Genomic DNA, 17263 nt, shown 5'->3' on the forward strand with positions numbered 1-17263 from the left:
GAACTGACTAAGCGGCTAACGGGTGCAACGCCTCACTGCTGTTGCGTTCCTTCGCGCAGAACAAATTACCAGGTTTTACCAATGTTAAACTGGAACTGTTCTGCCTTGTCTCCCTCATATTTCTTAAACGGCTGGGCATAAGAGAAGACCAGCGGCCCCAGAGGAGACATCCACTGCAATGCCAAACCTGCAGACATACGAATATTACCTGGCGTACTGTAATCAGGTATACCCGCAGCTCTGGTTTCGGCGGTATTTTCCCATTTGGTATCCCAAACGGTACCCGCGTCAACGAACAGGGAAGTTCGAACGGAGTTCGAGTACTTCTCGCTCAGGAACGGCGTCGGGGTAATCAGCTCAAAGCTGGCAACACCCATGGCGTTACCGCCCACCGCATCGTTAGAGTTACACACATTCCCGGTTGTACAGTTACGCTGGTTCGGCCCGAAGTAAGCCGCTTTAGGACCAATGTTGTTCGACTGGAACCCACGCACGGTGCTTGAACCACCGGCATAGAAGTTCTCGTAGAACGGAAGTTCTTTGCCACCCAGACCATCACCGTAACCCCAACGGGTACGGCCCAACATGACCCATGTATGATCGTCGTTGATCGGGAAGTAAGTCGCCGTATCTAACGTCACTTTATAGAACTCGTTATCAGAGCCTGGAACGGTGACTTTACCATTCAGGTTAACGCGAGAACCATCCGTCGGGAAATAACCGCGGTCGAGGTTGTTGTATGTCCAACCATAGTTCAGAGTGAAGTCATCCGCCGAGAAACTGTTGTCACTGGCGTTCATATTCGGGTGCTGACCCACAGAATCCAGGTAACGCCACATTGCTATCTGAGGCTGCATATTCGACAGATCGTTATGCACATAGCCCAGGCCGAGACGCAGCGTGTTGTATTCGTTTACCGGGAAGCCCAGCGTGGTATCTAAACCGTAGCTTTTGTTGGTGTAGTCGGACAGGTCCGCATCATCAGCTTTAAAGTCGTTATAGAAGATACGACCGCCGAGGCTAACGCCATCAACCGTAAAGTACGGATCGGTCGCCGACAGTTCCGCGTAGGTCTGGTAGTCGTTTTTGGTTCCGCTGATACCGACAGAGTAACCCGTACCCAGCCAGTTATCCTGCTGAACGCCAACCTGGAAGCTCACGCCACTTTCAGTACCGTAGCCAACACCGAAGTTGAAGCTACCGGTGTTGCGCTCTTTAACCTTGTAGACGACGTCAACCTGATCCGGGCTGCCCGACACGCGCTGGGTATCCACATCGACGGTCTCGAAGTAGCCCAGACGGTTCAGACGCTCTTTACCGGCATCAACCAGGTTGCTACCCAGCCAGGCCCCTTCCATCTGGCGCATTTCGCGACGCAGAACAGAATCTTTACTGGTGTCGTTACCTTCGAAGCGGATCTTACGCACGTAGTAACGGTTACCGGAGTCGACGTTAACGTGCAGCTTCACGGTTTTGTCAGCGTCATTAATTTCTGGCTGGGTCTGTACGCGCGGATACGCATAGCCATAACGGCCCAGCAGTTTCTTAATGTCGTCTTCCATTTTGGTGACTTTGGTGCCGTTATACAGCTCACCCGGCTTCATTTTGGTCAGGCTTTCAATTTCTGCTGAATGCCCTGCCAGATTGCCTTTCACATCCACGCCGGCAATCTTGTACTGATCGCCTTCAGTGATGTTAATCGTCACGTAAATGCTTTTCTTGTCCGGCGTCAGGCTAACCTGCGTGGAATCAATATTGAAACGCGCATAGCCACGGTCCAGATAGTAGCTACGCAGGGTTTCAAGGTCACCCGCCAGCTTCTGTTTCTGGTATTTACGGTCACCCACAACGTTCCACCACGGCACTTCATCACGCAGCTGGAAGCGAGAGATCAGTTCATCCGTGGTAAACGCATGGTTGCCCACGATGTTGATCTGCTGGATTTTCGCAGAGACGCCTTCCTGGAATACAAGCTTGAGGTCAACGCGGTTACGCGGCAGCGGCGTGACGACAGCTTTAACGCTGGCGCTGTATTTACCGACGCTGTAGTAGAAATCTTCCAGCCCTTTCTCGATGTCGCCCAGGGTCGTACGATCGAGGGATTCACCCACACGCACGCCGGAGGCTTCGAGGTTCTGCTTGAGCATGTCATCTTTCACCGACTTGTTGCCGGAGAAGGTGATGCTGGCAATTGTCGGGCGCTCTTTGACCTGCACCAGCAGCGAGTTGCCATCACGCAGAACCCGCACATCTTCAAAGTTGCCGGTGGCAAACAGTGAGCGGATTGTATTACTGATATCCTCGTCAGAGACAGTGTCGCCTACGCGCACTGGCATACTGAGGAGGGCCGCACCGACGGCGACTCGCTGCAGGCCTTCGAAATGAATGTCTTTCACCACGAACCCGTCTGCACCGTATACGGTGGCGCTGCTAAACAGCAGCGACGCTATGAGGAGCTTTTTCATCGCCATCGTTGTTATGCGTTCTTCCTAACCTAATTCTCTCTATAAACGAGAGAAATCATTGAAAAGTGCAAGCCCCATTAATAGCACCAGCAAGATAGAGCCAATGCGATAACTGAAGTCCTGAACTCGCTCGGAAACCGGTGTGCCTTTCAGTTTCTCAACCGCCAAAAAGAGCAGGTGCCCGCCGTCAAGGACGGGGAGTGGAAACAGATTAATAATCCCTAAGTTGACGCTGATAAGCGCCAGGAACATCAGGAAGTAAATTAAACCGTATTCCGCCGACATACCTGCACCTTGAGCTATGGAGATTGGCCCACTGAGGTTGTTCAGTTTTACATCACCGGTTATTAATTTCCCCAGCATGTTGACCGTCAGCTTCATCAGTTGCCAGGTTTTATCCGTGGCTTCTGCTACAGCGGTGAACGGCCCATACTGACGCACTGTTTTGTACTCATCAGGCAGCGGGATAATTTTAGGTATCACCCCTGCAAACCCTTCAGCCTTCGCTTTACCCGGTTTTGTATCCGGTATCAGCGTCAAAGACAAGGGGCTACCCTGTCTTTCAATCTCTACAGCCAGCGCCTGCCCTGGATTATCACGAACCAGGTTAACAAACGTGCTCCACTGAAGAAGCGGCTGACCGTTGACTTTAACGATCCTGTCCCCGGCTTGCAAACCGGCCTTACTTGCCGCTGACTGAGGCTGGACTTCATCCAGTACGTTTTCAATCTGCGGACCACGAGGCCTGAAGCCAAGTGATGTTACCGGATCCTGCTTATCAGGCTCAAACTGCCAGTGGCTCAAATCGAGAGTCACATCCCGAGTTTGGTTCGTCCCAAACGGCGCATAAGAGACTCGGGCGCTCGCGTCGCCAATCTTACCGATTAAAGCTAAACGAACAGCATCCCAATCAGGCGTTTCGATGCCATCTATCGCTTTTAGTTCCATCCCGGCGCTAATTTGTGCTTCGGCAGCGATAGAGTTGGGGGTTATTTCACCGATCACCGGGCGCAGGCTAGGGATGCCAATGATAAACACTAGCCAGTAGGCAAAGATAGCGAAGATGAAGTTAGCGACAGGCCCGGCGGCAATGATAGCCGCCCTCTGTGAAACCGTTTTGTTGTTGAACGCCGCATGGCGCATTTCCGGTAACACCGGTTCAACGCGCTCATCCAGCATTTTGACGTAGCCGCCCAGCGGGATTAGCGCAATAACAAACTCGGTTCCCTGGCGGTCGGTACGACGCCATAGCGCCTTACCAAACCCGATGGAGAAGCGTTCCACACGAACGCCACAGCGGCGAGCAACCCAAAAATGGCCAAACTCATGCACGGTAATTAAAACACCCAGTGCAACGATAAACGCAGCCAAATTCCAGAGTATGCTCAGCATAAAACCTTCCGTTAAATCGTCCTGAATACCAGAAGCAGCAGACACGCAAACACCGGCACCGCCGCTGTCAGACTGTCAATGCGGTCAAGAATACCACCATGTCCTGGGATAAGGTGACCACTATCTTTAATACCGGCCTCGCGCTTGAACATACTCTCGGTTAAATCACCCAGCACGGACGCCAGCGCGGCGACAATGGAACAGGTTAGCAGAACAACAGGCGCAACGTTTAAATCAGCCCACATGCCGAACAGCAAAGAGATAACGGCAGACGTCGCAAGACCGCCGATAAACCCCTGCCAGGTCTTGCCTGGGGAAACCTTTGGCGCAAGCTTATGCTTACCAAACATTTTCCCAAAGACATAAGCGCCTGAATCTGCGCCCCACACCAGCACCATCACGTACAACAGCCAGATTGAACCGCTGTAGTGGTTAATATCATAATGCCAGCTACGCAGCGCGACCATGCCCCAGAAGAACGGAATAATGGTTAGCAGGCCAAAGACCAGGCGGATCGGCTTAGAATTGCGCCACAGCGCCGCAGAGGCCGGGTAAAACAGAACCAGCAACAGCGCCGCTACCCACCAGACCAGCGAAGCCCAAAGCGAGATTTCAATTACCGGTAAATGCACCGAATGCCGGTACTCTGGCAGCGAAATCAGCATGACCGCAAGCAGCAGCCCACAAAGAACGGCCAGCCAGACGCGCTGTGAACGCGCAACGAAACCAGCAAGTTGACCCCATTCCCATGCAGCCAGCATACAAATGACCAGCGTAGCAATCGCAAAGCCTACTGGCGGAAGCCAAAACAGCGCCGCGATTACAATGGGAATCATAATAAACGCGGAAATCAGGCGATACTTCAGCAAAAGTGACCCCCAACAGGCTTATTCACCACCAGGTGCTGTGCCACCAAAACGACGCTCTCGGGTTGCAAAAGCATTTAGCGCACCTTCAAAGTCTTGTTCATCGAAATCAGGCCAAAGAACATCGGTAAAATAAAGTTCCGCATAGGCAATTTGCCAGATGAGGAAATTACTGATGCGATGCTCTCCCCCTGTCCTAATTACTAAATCTACGGGAGCCAGTTCATGCATGCAGATCTGCTGACCGAGCAGTTCTTCATCTATCTGATCCGGGCGCAATGAGCCTTCCTGCACCTGCGACGCAAGCTGTCGCACTCCCTGAATGATATCCCAACGCCCGCCATAATTCGCGGCGATATTGAGCGTCAGCCCAGTATTCTCACTGGTTAATGCTTCAGCTTTTTTGATTCGTTCTTGCAGGCGGAGGTTGAATCGGCTGGTATCGCCGATTACCCGTAAGCGGACATTATGGCGGTGAAGGCTTTTAACCTCACTGTCTAATGCCCAGACGAACAGCTCCATCAATGCGGTCACTTCCTGAGCCGGGCGGTTCCAGTTCTCGCTGCTAAAAGCGTAAAGCGTCAGCGCATCAATGCCGTTATTTGCTGCAAAAGTAACGGCCCGGCGTACCGATTTTGCGCCAGCTTTATGACCGAAAACCCTCATTTTCCCCTGACGCTTAGCCCACCGGCCGTTACCATCCATGATGATGGCAACATGGCGTGCGCCCTGCGTGATTAAGGATTCGCTTAATTGTTGATTAGCAGACAACATAACGCGTAATGATTCCCTGAAAAAAATTAAGCGGTACTCAGGAATACTGAAGCCTGGTGCACAAAAAAGCCGTGTTGTGACACGGCTTTCCACCTAACGCTCAGTCACATCTGGCGATTAAGTGGCGCAGACTATATCACTGAAGCACAAAGCGAACAAATGGCGGCACTTCAGCCGGCTGAATTATCACCGGCTTGCGAGGTTCATCACTTGTTTTTTGGCGATTTCACGAGCAATTGCATCCACACGCAGCACTTCTTCCACGCTTTGCGGTTCGCTTAAGTTCATTGCCTCAAGCACGCTGCGGTTTAACACCGCGATGTCGGTAAACCGCACCTGCTGATTCAGGAAAGCCTCAACGACCACTTCATTTGCCGCATTAAGCGCGGTAGTCGCCGCCTGCCCTTGCGCACTCGCATCAATAGCGAGCTTCAGGCATGGATAACGTTCGAAATCAGGCTCCATAAAGGTCAGCGAGCCTGTTTTACAGAAATCGAGCGGTGCGACGCCGGATTCAACGCGTGCAGGGTAAGCCATAGCATGCGCGATAGGCGTGCGCATATCAGGCGCTCCCAGCTGAGCAAGTACGCTGCCGTCACGGTAGCGAACCATTGAGTGAATGACCGACTGAGGATGAATCAGCACTTCCATCTGTGCTGCAGATGCGTTGAATAACCAACGCGCTTCAATGTATTCGAGACCTTTATTCATCATGGTGGCGGAGTCGACGGAAATTTTACGCCCCATCGACCAGTTCGGGTGGCTGCATGCCTGATCGGGCGTCATTGCCGCTAAATCCGCATAAGCCGTTTCCCGGAACGGGCCACCCGATCCGGTGAGGATAATTGACGATACGCCATTATCCTCAAGGCTAGCGTATCCCAGGTTCCGCTGAATTGTTTCCGGCAAACTCTGAAAAATCGCGTTGTGTTCGCTGTCAATCGGCAACAATTGCGCCTTACTGCGTGCAACGGCTTCCATAAACAGTCGCCCGCAGGTGATCAGTGACTCTTTATTCGCCAGTAACACCTGCTTGCCCGCAGAAATAGCGGCCAGCGTAGGCGGCAGCCCGGCTACGCCAACGATAGCGGCCATCACCTGATCCACTTCACTTAACGCCGTAACTTCACAGGCCGCCTGCTCGCCCGCCAGTACCTCAGTTTTACTCCCCTGCTCTTTCAGGAGATGACGGACTTCCGCAGCCGCTGACTCGCTGGCCATCACCGCAAACCGCGGCGAAAACTCCAGGCACTGCTCAACCATTTTCCCGACGTTGCTGCCCGCAACCAATGCCGTTATGGCAAATTTGTCAGGATTATGACGAACGACGCTCAGCGTGCTGACGCCAATAGAGCCGGTGGATCCAAGAATAGTGAGCTGCTTCATGAGGTACTCAAAGTCGTAAAATGAAGGATTAATGGCGCATTAGTTTGCGGCGCAAGGCGCCCGTTGTCTATGCCTTTGCCTGACGTTTTATAAAGCAAAACGCCGCCCGTAAACGCTTCGCGATGCGCGAGGGCTTACTGAACGGCGTTATACTCGTCATACTTCAAGCTGCAGGTGCGTTACCTGCATACGTCCACTTCAGTCACATAGTTAGCTATGCTCCTGAAGATGTCCGTCTTTGCCGCCTTCCTGCAACTCGAATTATCTAGAGTATATACACAAAAAAAATGTGGTTTAGAACTGCATCAGCTCGGTTTCTTTTTCAGACAGAGCCGCATCCACTTTCTTAATGGCTGCATCAGTCAGTTTCTGCACGTCATCCTGAGAACGACGATCGTCATCTTCGCTGATCTCTTTGTCTTTCAGCAGGGCTTTAACTTTGTCGTTAGCGTCACGACGAACGTTACGTACCGCAACGCGTGCGCCTTCGGCTTCGCCACGTACGATTTTAATCAGATCTTTACGACGTTCTTCAGTCAGCGGAGGCAGTGGAACACGGATATCGGTACCCGCAGAGCTTGGGTTCAGACCGAGGTCAGAAGCCATGATCGCTTTTTCAACCGCCGGGCCCAAAGAACGATCGAAGACGTTGATCTTCAGGGTGCGGGTATCCTCAACGGTAACGCTGGCCAGCTGACGCAGCGGAGTTGGCGTACCGTAGTATTCCACTACGATACCGTCCAGCAGGCTTGGAGAAGCACGGCCGGTACGGATTTTGCTGATTTGGTTTTTAAACGCTTCGACGCATTTATCCATACGCACTTCAGCATCTTTTCTGATATCGCTAATCACGTTACGAATCCTTGAAAACTGGTTTAAGGCGGACCACGCTTATTCACGGCAGCAGTGACGCTGCAGGCTAAGTATAGTCCCGTTTATTCCTGGCTGTAGATAAAGCCAAATCTTACCCTGATTACAGGGCAACTGAAATTATTCAGTAATTAAAGTGCCTTCTTTCTCACCCATTACCACGCGACGCAGCGCACCCGGCTTATTCATGTTGAACACGCGGATCGGCAATTTGTGGTCGCGAGCAAGGGTAAACGCGGCTAGATCCATAACTTTAAGTTCTTTATCAAGAACTTCAGTGTAGGTCAGCTGCTCGTACAGCGTCGCAGCAGGATCTTTCACCGGATCGGCGGTAAACACGCCATCCACCTTGGTGGCTTTCAGCACCACGTCTGCTTCAATTTCAATCCCGCGCAGGCAGGCGGCAGAGTCAGTGGTAAAGAACGGGTTACCGGTACCGGCAGCAAGAATAACCACGCGGTTCGCGCGCAGCAGGCTAATCGCTTCTGCCCAGCTGTAGTTGTCGCAAACGCCATTCAATGGAATAGCGGACATCAGGCGGGCGTTCACATAGGCGCGGTGGAGCGCATCACGCATCGCCAGGCCGTTCATGACGGTAGCCAGCATGCCCATGTGGTCGCCCACGACGCGGTTCATGCCGGCTTTTGCCAGACCTGCACCACGGAATAAGTTGCCACCGCCGATTACCACCCCGACCTGAATGCCAAGTTCCACCAGCTCTTTAATTTCCTGAGCCATACGGTCCAGAATACTCGCGTCAATACCAAAGCCTTCTGTGCCTTGCAGAGCTTCGCCGCTCAGTTTGAGCAGAATACGTTTGTAGACGGGTTTTGCATTGGTAGCCATGTTTCTTTCCTGAGAACAGTCAACGAATGGGGGATGGTTAATTCTGGCGACATTCTGTCGCATTTCAGCCCGCTCGCCTAACGGAGCGCTCTGAAACTGTAAAGCTGGATAAAAAGGAACCGCCGGTTGGCGGTTCCTTTTAAGCCATTAAGACTGCTTGGACATAGCAGCAACTTCTGCTGCAAAGTCAGTCTCAACTTTCTCGATGCCTTCACCCACTTCGAAGCGGATGAAGTTAGTCACGTCAGCGTTGTGCTCTTTCAGCAGCTGAGCAACAGTTTTGCTTGGGTCCATCACGAACGGCTGACCAGTCAGAGAAACTTCGCCGGTGAATTTCTTCATGCGGCCTTCAACCATTTTCTCTGCGATTTCTTTTGGTTTACCGGACTGCATCGCGATGTCCAGCTGAACCTGGTATTCTTTCTCTACAACTTCTGCAGAAACGTCTTCAGGTTTAACGAACTCAGGCTTGCTTGCAGCGATGTGCATTGCCAGCTGTTTAACCAGCTCTTCATCAGCGCCTTTAGCCGCAACCAGAACACCGATACGTGCGCCGTGCTGGTAAGAACCCAGAACTTCGCCTTCCAGGGAAGAAACGCGACGGATGTTGATGTTCTCACCGATTTTAGCAACCAGTGCAACGCGCTCTTCTTCGAACTGCGCTTTCAGAACTTCAACGTCGGTGATTTTGCCAGCAACTGCTGCATCCAGAACTTTATTAGCAAACGCCTGGAAACCGCCGTCTTTAGCAACGAAGTCGGTCTGGCAGTTAACTTCCAGAATCACGCCGTAGTTGCCGTCGATCTTAGTGATGATCACGCCGTCAGCAGCAACGTTGCCTGCTTTTTTAGCTGCTTTGATCGCACCGGATTTACGCATGTTCTCGATTGCCAGCTCGATGTCGCCGTTGGCTTCGGTCAGCGCTTTTTTACAATCCATCATGCCAGCGCCAGTACGCTCACGCAGCTCTTTTACCAGGGATGCGGTAATTTCAGCCATTCTAAAATCCTCGGAGATGTGGCCTGCCCGACACGGTGGCCAGACGGGCTTAAAAGTGAAAAAGGGGCCATAAAAAGGCCCCTAACCAAACGAGATACTACCTGGTTAAATAAGGGCTCTGGCGAGCGTGCCTTATTATTCTGCTTCTACGAAGCTTTCTTCCGCCTGAGAAGCCAGATCCTGAGAACGGCCTTCACGAACGGTTGCAGCTACAGCGCCCAGGTACAGGCTAACAGCACGGATAGCATCGTCGTTACCAGGGATAACGAAATCAACACCGTCCGGATCAGAGTTGGTATCAACGATAGCAAATACTGGGATACCCAGGTTGTTTGCTTCTTTGATAGCGATGTGCTCGTGATCGGCATCGATAACAAACAGTGCGTCCGGCAGGCCGCCCATGTCTTTGATACCGCCCAGGCTGTTTTCCAGCTTGTCCAGCTCACGAGTGCGCATCAGCGCTTCTTTCTTAGTCAGCTTGTCGAAAGTACCGTCTTGAGCCTGAATTTCCAGGTCTTTCAGACGTTTGATGGACTGACGAACGGTTTTCCAGTTAGTCAGCATGCCGCCCAACCAGCGATGGTTCACGAAGAACTGATCGCAGCTGTTAGCAGCGTCTTTCACCGCTTCGCTTGCAGCGCGTTTAGTACCAACGAAAAGGATTTTGCCTTTGCGAGAAGAAATCTTGTTCAGTTCAGCCAGAGCTTCGTTGAACATTGGTACAGTTTTCTCAAGGTTGATGATGTGAACTTTGTTACGTGCGCCGAAGATGAAAGGCTTCATTTTCGGGTTCCAGTAACGGGTCTGGTGACCAAAGTGAACACCAGCCTTGAGCATGTCGCGCATGGAAACAGTAGCCATGTTTTAAAACCTCTATATAAAGTATGGGGTTATGCCTCCACGTATCCCATATTGCCGACCCCAAAGGGCACCCCGGAACATGTGTCGATACGTGTGTGTTATTTACACAAAGTGAGCGTATTTGGCTGTACCCGAAAAATCGGAATACAAGTCCGGCGCGCTTTATACCATAAATGGCGCTCAGACTCCAATAGTTGTTGCCGTGATGCCCGTTTGATGATTCTCAATTTTGCAGGGAGACGCCCCCCCTGATACCATTACAGCAACTTCCCTGCTCATTTCATGTCGACGTTATCGACATCTGCGGATCTGATATGGCTATCTCAATTAAGACACCTGAAGAAATCGAAAAAATGCGCATCGCTGGCCGCCTGGCTGCCGAAGTGCTGGAAATGATCGAACCCCACGTAAAACCGGGTATTACCACCGGCGAGCTGGATCGCATCTGTAATGACTACATCGTGAATGAACAGCAGGCCATTTCCGCCTGTCTGGGCTACCACGGCTTCCCAAAATCGGTCTGTATTTCTATCAATGAAGTGGTTTGCCACGGCATTCCAGACGATGAAAAAGCGCTGAAAGACGGCGATATCGTTAACATCGACGTCACCGTTATCAAAGACGAATACCACGGCGATACCTCCAAAATGTTCATCGTAGGTAATCCAACGATTCTTGGCGAACGCCTGTGCCGCATCACCCAGGAAAGTCTCTATCTGGCGCTGCGCATGGTGAAACCGGGCATCCGTCTGCGCACCCTTGGCGCGGCTATCCAGAAGTTCGTTGAGGCCGAAGGTTTCTCCGTTGTGCGCGAGTACTGTGGTCACGGCATTGGCCGCGTGTTCCATGAAGAACCACAGGTTCTTCACTACGACGCAGACGACGGCGGCGTGGTACTTCAGCCGGGCATGACCTTCACCATCGAACCTATGGTCAACGCCGGTGATTACCGCATTCGCACCATGAAAGACGGCTGGACGGTGAAAACCAAAGATCGCAGCTTGTCTGCTCAATACGAGCATACTATTGTGGTGACGGAGAACGGCTGCGAGATTATGACCCTGCGTAAAGATGACACCATCCCTGCAGTGATTTCGCATAACGAATGATGCCCTGACGTCAGTCAGCAATCTAAGCCGGCCCTGAGCCGGCTTTTTTTATGGGTAGCGCACAATGAGTCCAGCTTTACCAGAGCAGTTTGCCAACACCACCGAACCCGAGATTTCCGGCCAGCCGGACTATCCAAACAGTTGGCAGGAAGCCGAACTTAACTGCGCGGACATCAAGTCGCACTTAGATACTTTCCAGAAATGGCTGGGTACGGCCTTTGATAGCGGCATTTCCGCTGAACGGCTGATTGAAGCCCGCACCGAATTTATCGATCAGCTGCTGCAGCGGCTGTGGATAGCTTATGGCTTTGCCGATGTTCCGGAAGCCGCGCTGGTTGCCGTGGGCGGCTATGGTCGCGCCGAGCTACACCCGCTGTCGGATATCGACCTGCTGATCCTGAGCCGCAAGCGGCTGACCGATGCCCAGGCGCAAAAAATCGGCGAGCTGCTGACCCTGCTTTGGGACGTGAAGCTGGAAGTCGGCCACAGCGTACGCACTCTGGAAGAGTGCCTGCTGGAAGGCTTATCAGACCTGACGGTGGCCACCAACCTTATCGAGTCTCGCCTGTTAATTGGCGACGTGGCCCTGTTCCTTGAACTCCAGAAACATATATTCAGTGAAGGCTTCTGGCCGTCGGCGAAGTTTTTTGCCGCCAAGGTTGAAGAGCAAAACGAGCGTCACCAGCGCTACCACGGCACCAGCTACAATCTTGAACCCGATATTAAAAGCAGCCCCGGCGGCCTGCGTGATATTCACACGCTGCAGTGGGTGGCCCGCCGCCACTTCGGTGCGACCTCAATGGGGGAAATGGTCGATTTTGGCTTCCTGACCGAAGCGGAGCGCAAAGAGCTTGATGAATGCCAGCATTTACTGTGGCGCATTCGCTTTGCTCTGCACCTCGAGGTTAATCGCTACGATAACCGCCTGCTGTTTGACCGCCAGCTTAGCGTGGCCCAGCGCCTGCACTACAGCGGCGAGGGCAACGAGCCGGTCGAACACATGATGAAGGATTTCTACCGCGTTACCCGCCGCGTGGGCGAGCTGAACCAGATGCTTCTGCAGCTGTTCGACGAAGCTATTCTGGCGCTTGATGCCAGCGAAAAACCACGTCCGCTGGACGATGATTTCCAGCTGCGTGGCACGCTCATCGATTTGCGGGACGAAACTCTGTTCATGCGCGAACCGCAGGCTATTCTGCGCATGTTCTACATGATGGTACGAAATCGCGACATCACCGGCATTTACTCAACCACCCTGCGCCATCTGCGCCACGCCCGCCGTCACCTGACCCAGCCGCTTTGCTATATTCCGGAAGCCCGCGAGCTGTTCCTCGTGATGCTGCGTCATCCTGGCGCGGTAAGCCGTGCGCTGCTGCCAATGCATCGCCATAGCGTGCTGTGGGCCTATATGCCGCAGTGGTCGCACATCGTCGGCCAGATGCAGTTCGACCTGTTCCACGCCTACACGGTGGACGAACACACCATTCGCGTCCTGCAAAAGCTGGAAAGCTTCGCCAAAGAAGAAACACGCTCGAAGCACCCGCTGTGCGTCGATCTGTGGCCTCGCCTGTCGCACCCGGAGCTGATCTTAATCGCCGCGCTGTTCCACGACATCGCCAAAGGGCGAGGCGGCGATCATTCCGTGCTGGGAGCGCAGGACGTTCTTAAGTTTGCCGAACTTCACGGGCTGAACTCGCGGGAAACCCAACTGGTTGCCTGGCTGGTTCGTCAGCACCTGCTGATGTCCGTCACCGCCCAGCGTCGTGATATTCAGGATCCGGAAGTCATCAAGCAGTTTGCCGAAGAAGTTCAGACCGAAAACCGGCTGCGCTACCTGGTCTGCCTGACGGTCGCAGATATCTGCGCAACCAACGAAACGCTGTGGAACAGCTGGAAGCAAAGCCTGCTGCGTGAGCTGTACTTCGCTACCGAAAAGCAGCTGCGCCGCGGGATGCAGAACAGCCCGGACATGCGCGAACGCGTCCGCCACCACCAGCTTCAGGCGCTTGCGCTGCTGCGGATGGATAATATCAACGAGGAAGCCCTGCACCATATCTGGGCGCGCTGCCGGGCCAATTATTTTGTTCGCCATACGCCAAACCAAATAGCCTGGCATGCACGTCATTTGTTGAAGCACGATCTCAGTCAGCCGATGATCCTGCTTAGCCCACAGGCAACGCGCGGCGGCACGGAGATCTTTATCTGGAGCCCGGACAGGCCTTATCTGTTTGCCGCCGTCTGCGCCGAACTCGACCGGCGTAACCTCAGCGTGCACGACGCGCAGATCTTCACGACCCGTGACGGCATGGCGATGGACACCTTTATCGTGCTCGAACCCGACGGCAGCCCGCTGTCGATTGATCGACACAATATTATTCGTCACAGCCTTGAGCAAGCGATCACCCAGACGACCTGGCAGCCGCCGCAGCCTCGTCGCCAGTCGGCAAAACTGCGCCACTTTACCGTCGATACCGAAGTCAATTTCCTGCCAACCCACACCGACCGGCGTACGTTCCTTGAGCTGATTGCGCTCGATCAGCCTGGCCTGCTGGCGAGGGTGGGTGAAGTGTTTGCCGACCTCGGGATTTCGCTCTATGGGGCGAGAATTACGACAATTGGTGAGCGAGTAGAAGATTTATTTATAATCGCGACCGCAGACCGGCGTGCGCTTAATAATGTGCTCCAGCAGGAAGTGCAGCAACGGTTGACAGCGGCCCTTAATCCAAACGATAAATAACGGTCTTTTATTTTTTACCTTTTTGGCCCTCGGGCGACAGTCAAGTTCCCTGTCGCCCAAAAGTTGAAAGGTAAGTCACAATCAGGAAATGTTCATCATGCAGCAGCTACAAAATGTAATCGAGTCCGCTTTCGAGCGTCGCGCCGAGATCACCCCGGCAAATGTTGATACCGTGACCCGCGAAGCGGTGAATCAGGTGATTGCCCTGCTCGACAGCGGTGCGCTGCGCGTTGCTGAAAAAATTGACGGCCAGTGGGTAACCCACCAGTGGCTGAAGAAAGCGGTTCTGCTTTCTTTCCGCATTAACGACAATAAAGTCATCGAAGGCGCTGAAAGCCGCTATTTCGATAAAGTCCCGATGAAATTCGCCGACTACGACGAAGCTCGTTTCCAGAAAGAAGGCTTCCGCGTTGTGCCACCTGCGGCGGTCCGCCAGGGTGCTTTCATCGCACGTAACACCGTGCTGATGCCTTCCTACGTCAACATCGGCGCCTACGTCGATGAAGGCACCATGGTTGATACCTGGGCGACCGTTGGCTCCTGCGCGCAGATTGGTAAAAACGTTCACCTGTCCGGCGGCGTCGGCATCGGTGGCGTACTTGAGCCGCTGCAGGCTAACCCAACCATCATCGAAGACAACTGCTTCATCGGCGCACGTTCCGAAGTCGTCGAAGGCGTGATCGTCGAAGAAGGTTCCGTTATCTCCATGGGCGTTTATATCGGCCAGAGCACCCGTATCTACGATCGCGAAACCGGTGAAGTGCACTACGGCCGCGTTCCGGCGGGCTCCGTTGTCGTTTCCGGCAACCTGCCTTCTAAAGACGGTTCCTACAGCCTGTACTGCGCGGTCATCGTGAAGAAAGTGGACGCCAAAACCCGCGGTAAAGTGGGCATCAACGAACTGCTGCGCACCATCGACTAAGTTTTTTGCAGCAAAAGGCGGGTTATCCCGCCTTTTTTGCATCTGGCACTAGCGGAAAAGGAATTTTCCGTTAACTCTCTAATGGTTATTGATATTTAAGGGTACCGCTTATGTACGATAATTTAAAAAGTCTGGGTATTACCAATCCTGATGAAATCGATCGTTACAGCCTCCGGCAGGAAGCCAACAACGATATCCTGAAAGTCTATTTCCAGAAGGATAAGGGCGAGTTTTTTGCCAAAAGCGTGAAGTTTAAATACCCACGCCAGCGCAAAACCGTGGTGGCCGATGGTGTAGGCCAGGGCTACAAAGAAGTGCAGGAGATCAGCCCCAACCTGCGCTATGTCATCGATGAGCTCGATCAGCTTTGCCAGCGCGACCGCACCGAGGTCGATCTGAAGCGTAAGATCCTCGACGATCTGCGCCACCTCGAGTCAGTGGTGACCAACAAGATCAGCGAAATTGAATCCGATCTGGAAAAACTGACCCGTAACAAGTAGTTCAGTAACCCATAAAAAAGGGCCGCTTTTGCGGCCCTTTTCAGTTCTACACGGAGATTACTGCATCAACAGGTAAATCTGCGAATCACCACGCTGGATGTTCAGCGCCATCACCGACGGCTTGCTGTCCATCACTTTACGCAGCTCGGCGATGTTGTTCACCGCCTGCTGGTTCACGCCCACGATAATGTCACCTTTTTTCAGGCCAATACGCGCCGCCGGAGTATTTGGCTTCACGCTGGTGACCTGCACGCCTTTCTGATCTTTACCGCCGCGGTTGCTCATTTCAGCCCCGTCGATACCGGTAAAGATAGTGGCAGCATCTACCTGGTTCTGGGTGCTTTGCTGCAGCTCCAGGCTGACCGTCACAGGCTTGCCGTCGCGCAGCAGGCCCAGCGAGATTTTGCTGCCTACTGGCATAGAACCGACTTCTGCACGCAGCGCGGCGAAGCTACTGATAGGCTTATTATTCAGGGAGGTAATTACATCCCCGGCCTTAATGCCCGCTTTTGCGGCGGAAGAGTTCGGCATCACCTGGCTGACAAACGCGCCGCGCTGAGCGTCGACTTTCATCGCTTTCGCCAGCTCAGAGTTCAGCTCGGTGCCCAGAATCCCCAGCTCGCCGCGGCGAACCTGGCCGTACTGCACCATCTGAGCGGTCAGGTTTTTCACCATATTGCTCGGAATAGCGAAGCCGATACCGATGTTGCCGCCGTCCGGCGCCAGAATTGCGGTGTTGATCCCGATAAGCTCGCCGTTCAGGTTAACCAGCGCCCCACCGGAGTTACCGCGGTTAATCGCCGCATCGGTCTGGATAAAGTTTTCGTAGTTTTCAACGTTCAGGCCGCTACGACCCAGCGCCGAAACGATACCGGAGGTCACGGTTTCACCCAGGCCATACGGGTTCCCAATCGCCACGGTGTAGTCCCCTACGCGCAGCGCGTCGGAGTCGGCAATTTTAATCGCCGTCAGGTTTTTCGGATCCTGTAGCTGGATAAGCGCGATATCGGAGCGCGGGTCTTTACCCACCACTTTGGCGTCAAACTTACGGCCATCGCTCAGCTGAACCTTGATCACGCTGGCGTTATCCACCACGTGGTTATTGGTGACGACATAGCCTTTCGCTGCGTCAATAATGACGCCAGAACCCAGCGCCATAAATTTCTGCTGCTGGCTGCCGCCGTCGGCTCCGCCCTGACCAGCGCCCTGACAGAACGGCGAGCTCTGGAACGGCGAACCGTCCTGGCAGAACGGTGAGTTATCACCGAAGAATTGCTGGAAATTACGCCCCATACGCGGAGTATTTACCGTTGTGCTCCCTTCAACGTTGATACTCACCACTGAAGGCATCACCTGCTCCAGCATCGGCGCAAGGCTTGGCAGCGGCTGCGCAGCAGATGCAGAAGAGGCCGTCTCAGCGGCGGAGGCAGACATCGGACTCAGCGCCAAACCCAGACTAAGAGCCAGCGCACTCATTGCTAACGTGGTTTTTTTCATGGAATCATCTCAACTTTCAAATAACGCAAAATTGCTGTG

General features: G+C 53.3%; 14 protein-coding genes. 4 read left to right on the plus strand and 10 right to left on the minus strand.

The window, feature by feature from the left end; translation table 11 throughout:
- Window positions 1-65: 65 nt before the first annotated feature.
- The 9 genes from bamA to rpsB all read right to left on the minus strand — a co-directional run bounded on the left by bamA (window position 66) and on the right by rpsB (window position 10459).
- Window positions 66-2471, minus strand: coding sequence for an outer membrane protein assembly factor BamA (gene bamA, locus ACE38U_RS19560; RefSeq protein ID WP_038475436.1), 2406 nt, complete (start codon window positions 2469-2471; stop codon window positions 66-68).
- Window positions 2472-2504: 33 nt separating this feature from the next.
- Entirely contained in the window at window positions 2505-3857 is a 1353-nt protein-coding gene (gene rseP / locus ACE38U_RS19565) for a sigma E protease regulator RseP (RefSeq protein WP_038475440.1), read from the minus strand.
- Between the two features lie 11 nt (window positions 3858-3868).
- Window positions 3869-4726, minus strand: coding sequence for a phosphatidate cytidylyltransferase (gene cdsA / locus ACE38U_RS19570; RefSeq protein ID WP_038475443.1), 858 nt, complete (start codon window positions 4724-4726; stop codon window positions 3869-3871).
- 18 nt (window positions 4727-4744) lie between these two features.
- Complete coding sequence (gene ispU, locus ACE38U_RS19575; RefSeq protein ID WP_038475445.1) at window positions 4745-5497, minus strand: (2E,6E)-farnesyl-diphosphate-specific ditrans,polycis-undecaprenyl-diphosphate synthase; 753 nt, start codon at window positions 5495-5497, stop codon at window positions 4745-4747.
- A gap of 186 nt (window positions 5498-5683) precedes the next feature.
- Complete coding sequence (gene ispC / locus ACE38U_RS19580) at window positions 5684-6883, minus strand: 1-deoxy-D-xylulose-5-phosphate reductoisomerase (RefSeq protein WP_038475446.1); 1200 nt, start codon at window positions 6881-6883, stop codon at window positions 5684-5686.
- Window positions 6884-7177: 294 nt separating this feature from the next.
- On the minus strand, window positions 7178-7735 hold the full coding sequence (gene frr / locus ACE38U_RS19585) for a ribosome recycling factor (RefSeq protein WP_038475447.1): 558 nt from the start codon (window positions 7733-7735) through the stop codon (window positions 7178-7180).
- Window positions 7736-7873: 138 nt separating this feature from the next.
- Window positions 7874-8599 (minus strand): UMP kinase, encoded by a 726-nt coding sequence (gene pyrH, locus ACE38U_RS19590; protein WP_038475448.1) that lies wholly within the window; start codon window positions 8597-8599, stop codon window positions 7874-7876.
- 147 nt (window positions 8600-8746) lie between these two features.
- Window positions 8747-9598 carry a translation elongation factor Ts gene (gene tsf / locus ACE38U_RS19595; protein WP_008456925.1) on the minus strand — a complete coding sequence of 284 codons (852 nt, stop codon included), beginning with the start codon at window positions 9596-9598 and terminating at the stop codon, window positions 8747-8749.
- A gap of 135 nt (window positions 9599-9733) precedes the next feature.
- Window positions 9734-10459: a 30S ribosomal protein S2 gene (rpsB, locus tag ACE38U_RS19600; RefSeq protein ID WP_038475450.1), complete on the minus strand. Its 726-nt coding sequence runs from the start codon at window positions 10457-10459 to the stop codon at window positions 9734-9736.
- Between the two features lie 314 nt (window positions 10460-10773).
- On the opposite strand from rpsB, the gene map reads away from it, so the two are divergent.
- The 4 genes from map to ACE38U_RS19620 all read left to right on the plus strand — a co-directional run bounded on the left by map (window position 10774) and on the right by ACE38U_RS19620 (window position 15727).
- The gene (map, locus tag ACE38U_RS19605; RefSeq protein ID WP_038475452.1) at window positions 10774-11568 is read left to right on the plus strand and encodes a type I methionyl aminopeptidase; all 795 of its coding nucleotides are present in this window, start codon (window positions 10774-10776) and stop codon (window positions 11566-11568) included.
- Window positions 11569-11632: 64 nt separating this feature from the next.
- The gene (gene glnD / locus ACE38U_RS19610; RefSeq protein WP_038475453.1) at window positions 11633-14305 is read left to right on the plus strand and encodes a bifunctional uridylyltransferase/uridylyl-removing protein GlnD; all 2673 of its coding nucleotides are present in this window, start codon (window positions 11633-11635) and stop codon (window positions 14303-14305) included.
- Between the two features lie 97 nt (window positions 14306-14402).
- Window positions 14403-15227, plus strand: coding sequence for a 2,3,4,5-tetrahydropyridine-2,6-dicarboxylate N-succinyltransferase (gene dapD / locus ACE38U_RS19615; protein ID WP_016534961.1), 825 nt, complete (start codon window positions 14403-14405; stop codon window positions 15225-15227).
- 110 nt (window positions 15228-15337) lie between these two features.
- Window positions 15338-15727, plus strand: a complete 390-nt coding sequence (locus tag ACE38U_RS19620) for a DUF3461 family protein (RefSeq protein ID WP_008456913.1) — start codon at window positions 15338-15340, stop codon at window positions 15725-15727.
- Between the two features lie 57 nt (window positions 15728-15784).
- On the opposite strand, the gene degP is transcribed toward ACE38U_RS19620, so the two are convergent.
- Entirely contained in the window at window positions 15785-17224 is a 1440-nt protein-coding gene (gene degP / locus ACE38U_RS19625) for a serine endoprotease DegP (protein WP_375530389.1), read from the minus strand.
- Window positions 17225-17263: the final 39 nt, after the last annotated feature.

The sequence above is a fragment of the Cedecea selenatireducens genome (assembly GCF_042138895.1).
GTDB classification, from domain to species: domain Bacteria; phylum Pseudomonadota; class Gammaproteobacteria; order Enterobacterales; family Enterobacteriaceae; genus Cedecea; species Cedecea selenatireducens.

What these genes read in the sequence shown, in the direction of transcription:
- bamA (WP_038475436.1), bottom strand. Translation starts at nt 2,471, where the DNA reads ATGGCGATGAAAAAGCTCCTCATAGCGTCGCTGCTGTTTAGCAGCGCC.
- rseP (WP_038475440.1), bottom strand. Translation starts at nt 3,857, where the DNA reads ATGCTGAGCATACTCTGGAATTTGGCTGCGTTTATCGTTGCACTGGGT.
- ispU (WP_038475445.1), bottom strand. Translation starts at nt 5,497, where the DNA reads ATGTTGTCTGCTAATCAACAATTAAGCGAATCCTTAATCACGCAGGGC.
- ispC (WP_038475446.1), bottom strand. Translation starts at nt 6,883, where the DNA reads ATGAAGCAGCTCACTATTCTTGGATCCACCGGCTCTATTGGCGTCAGC.
- pyrH (WP_038475448.1), bottom strand. Translation starts at nt 8,599, where the DNA reads ATGGCTACCAATGCAAAACCCGTCTACAAACGTATTCTGCTCAAACTG.
- tsf (WP_008456925.1), bottom strand. Translation starts at nt 9,598, where the DNA reads ATGGCTGAAATTACCGCATCCCTGGTAAAAGAGCTGCGTGAGCGTACT.
- rpsB (WP_038475450.1), bottom strand. Translation starts at nt 10,459, where the DNA reads ATGGCTACTGTTTCCATGCGCGACATGCTCAAGGCTGGTGTTCACTTT.
- map (WP_038475452.1), top strand. Translation starts at nt 10,774, where the DNA reads ATGGCTATCTCAATTAAGACACCTGAAGAAATCGAAAAAATGCGCATC.
- glnD (WP_038475453.1), top strand. Translation starts at nt 11,633, where the DNA reads ATGAGTCCAGCTTTACCAGAGCAGTTTGCCAACACCACCGAACCCGAG.
- dapD (WP_016534961.1), top strand. Translation starts at nt 14,403, where the DNA reads ATGCAGCAGCTACAAAATGTAATCGAGTCCGCTTTCGAGCGTCGCGCC.
- ACE38U_RS19620 (WP_008456913.1), top strand. Translation starts at nt 15,338, where the DNA reads ATGTACGATAATTTAAAAAGTCTGGGTATTACCAATCCTGATGAAATC.
- degP (WP_375530389.1), bottom strand. Translation starts at nt 17,224, where the DNA reads ATGAAAAAAACCACGTTAGCAATGAGTGCGCTGGCTCTTAGTCTGGGT.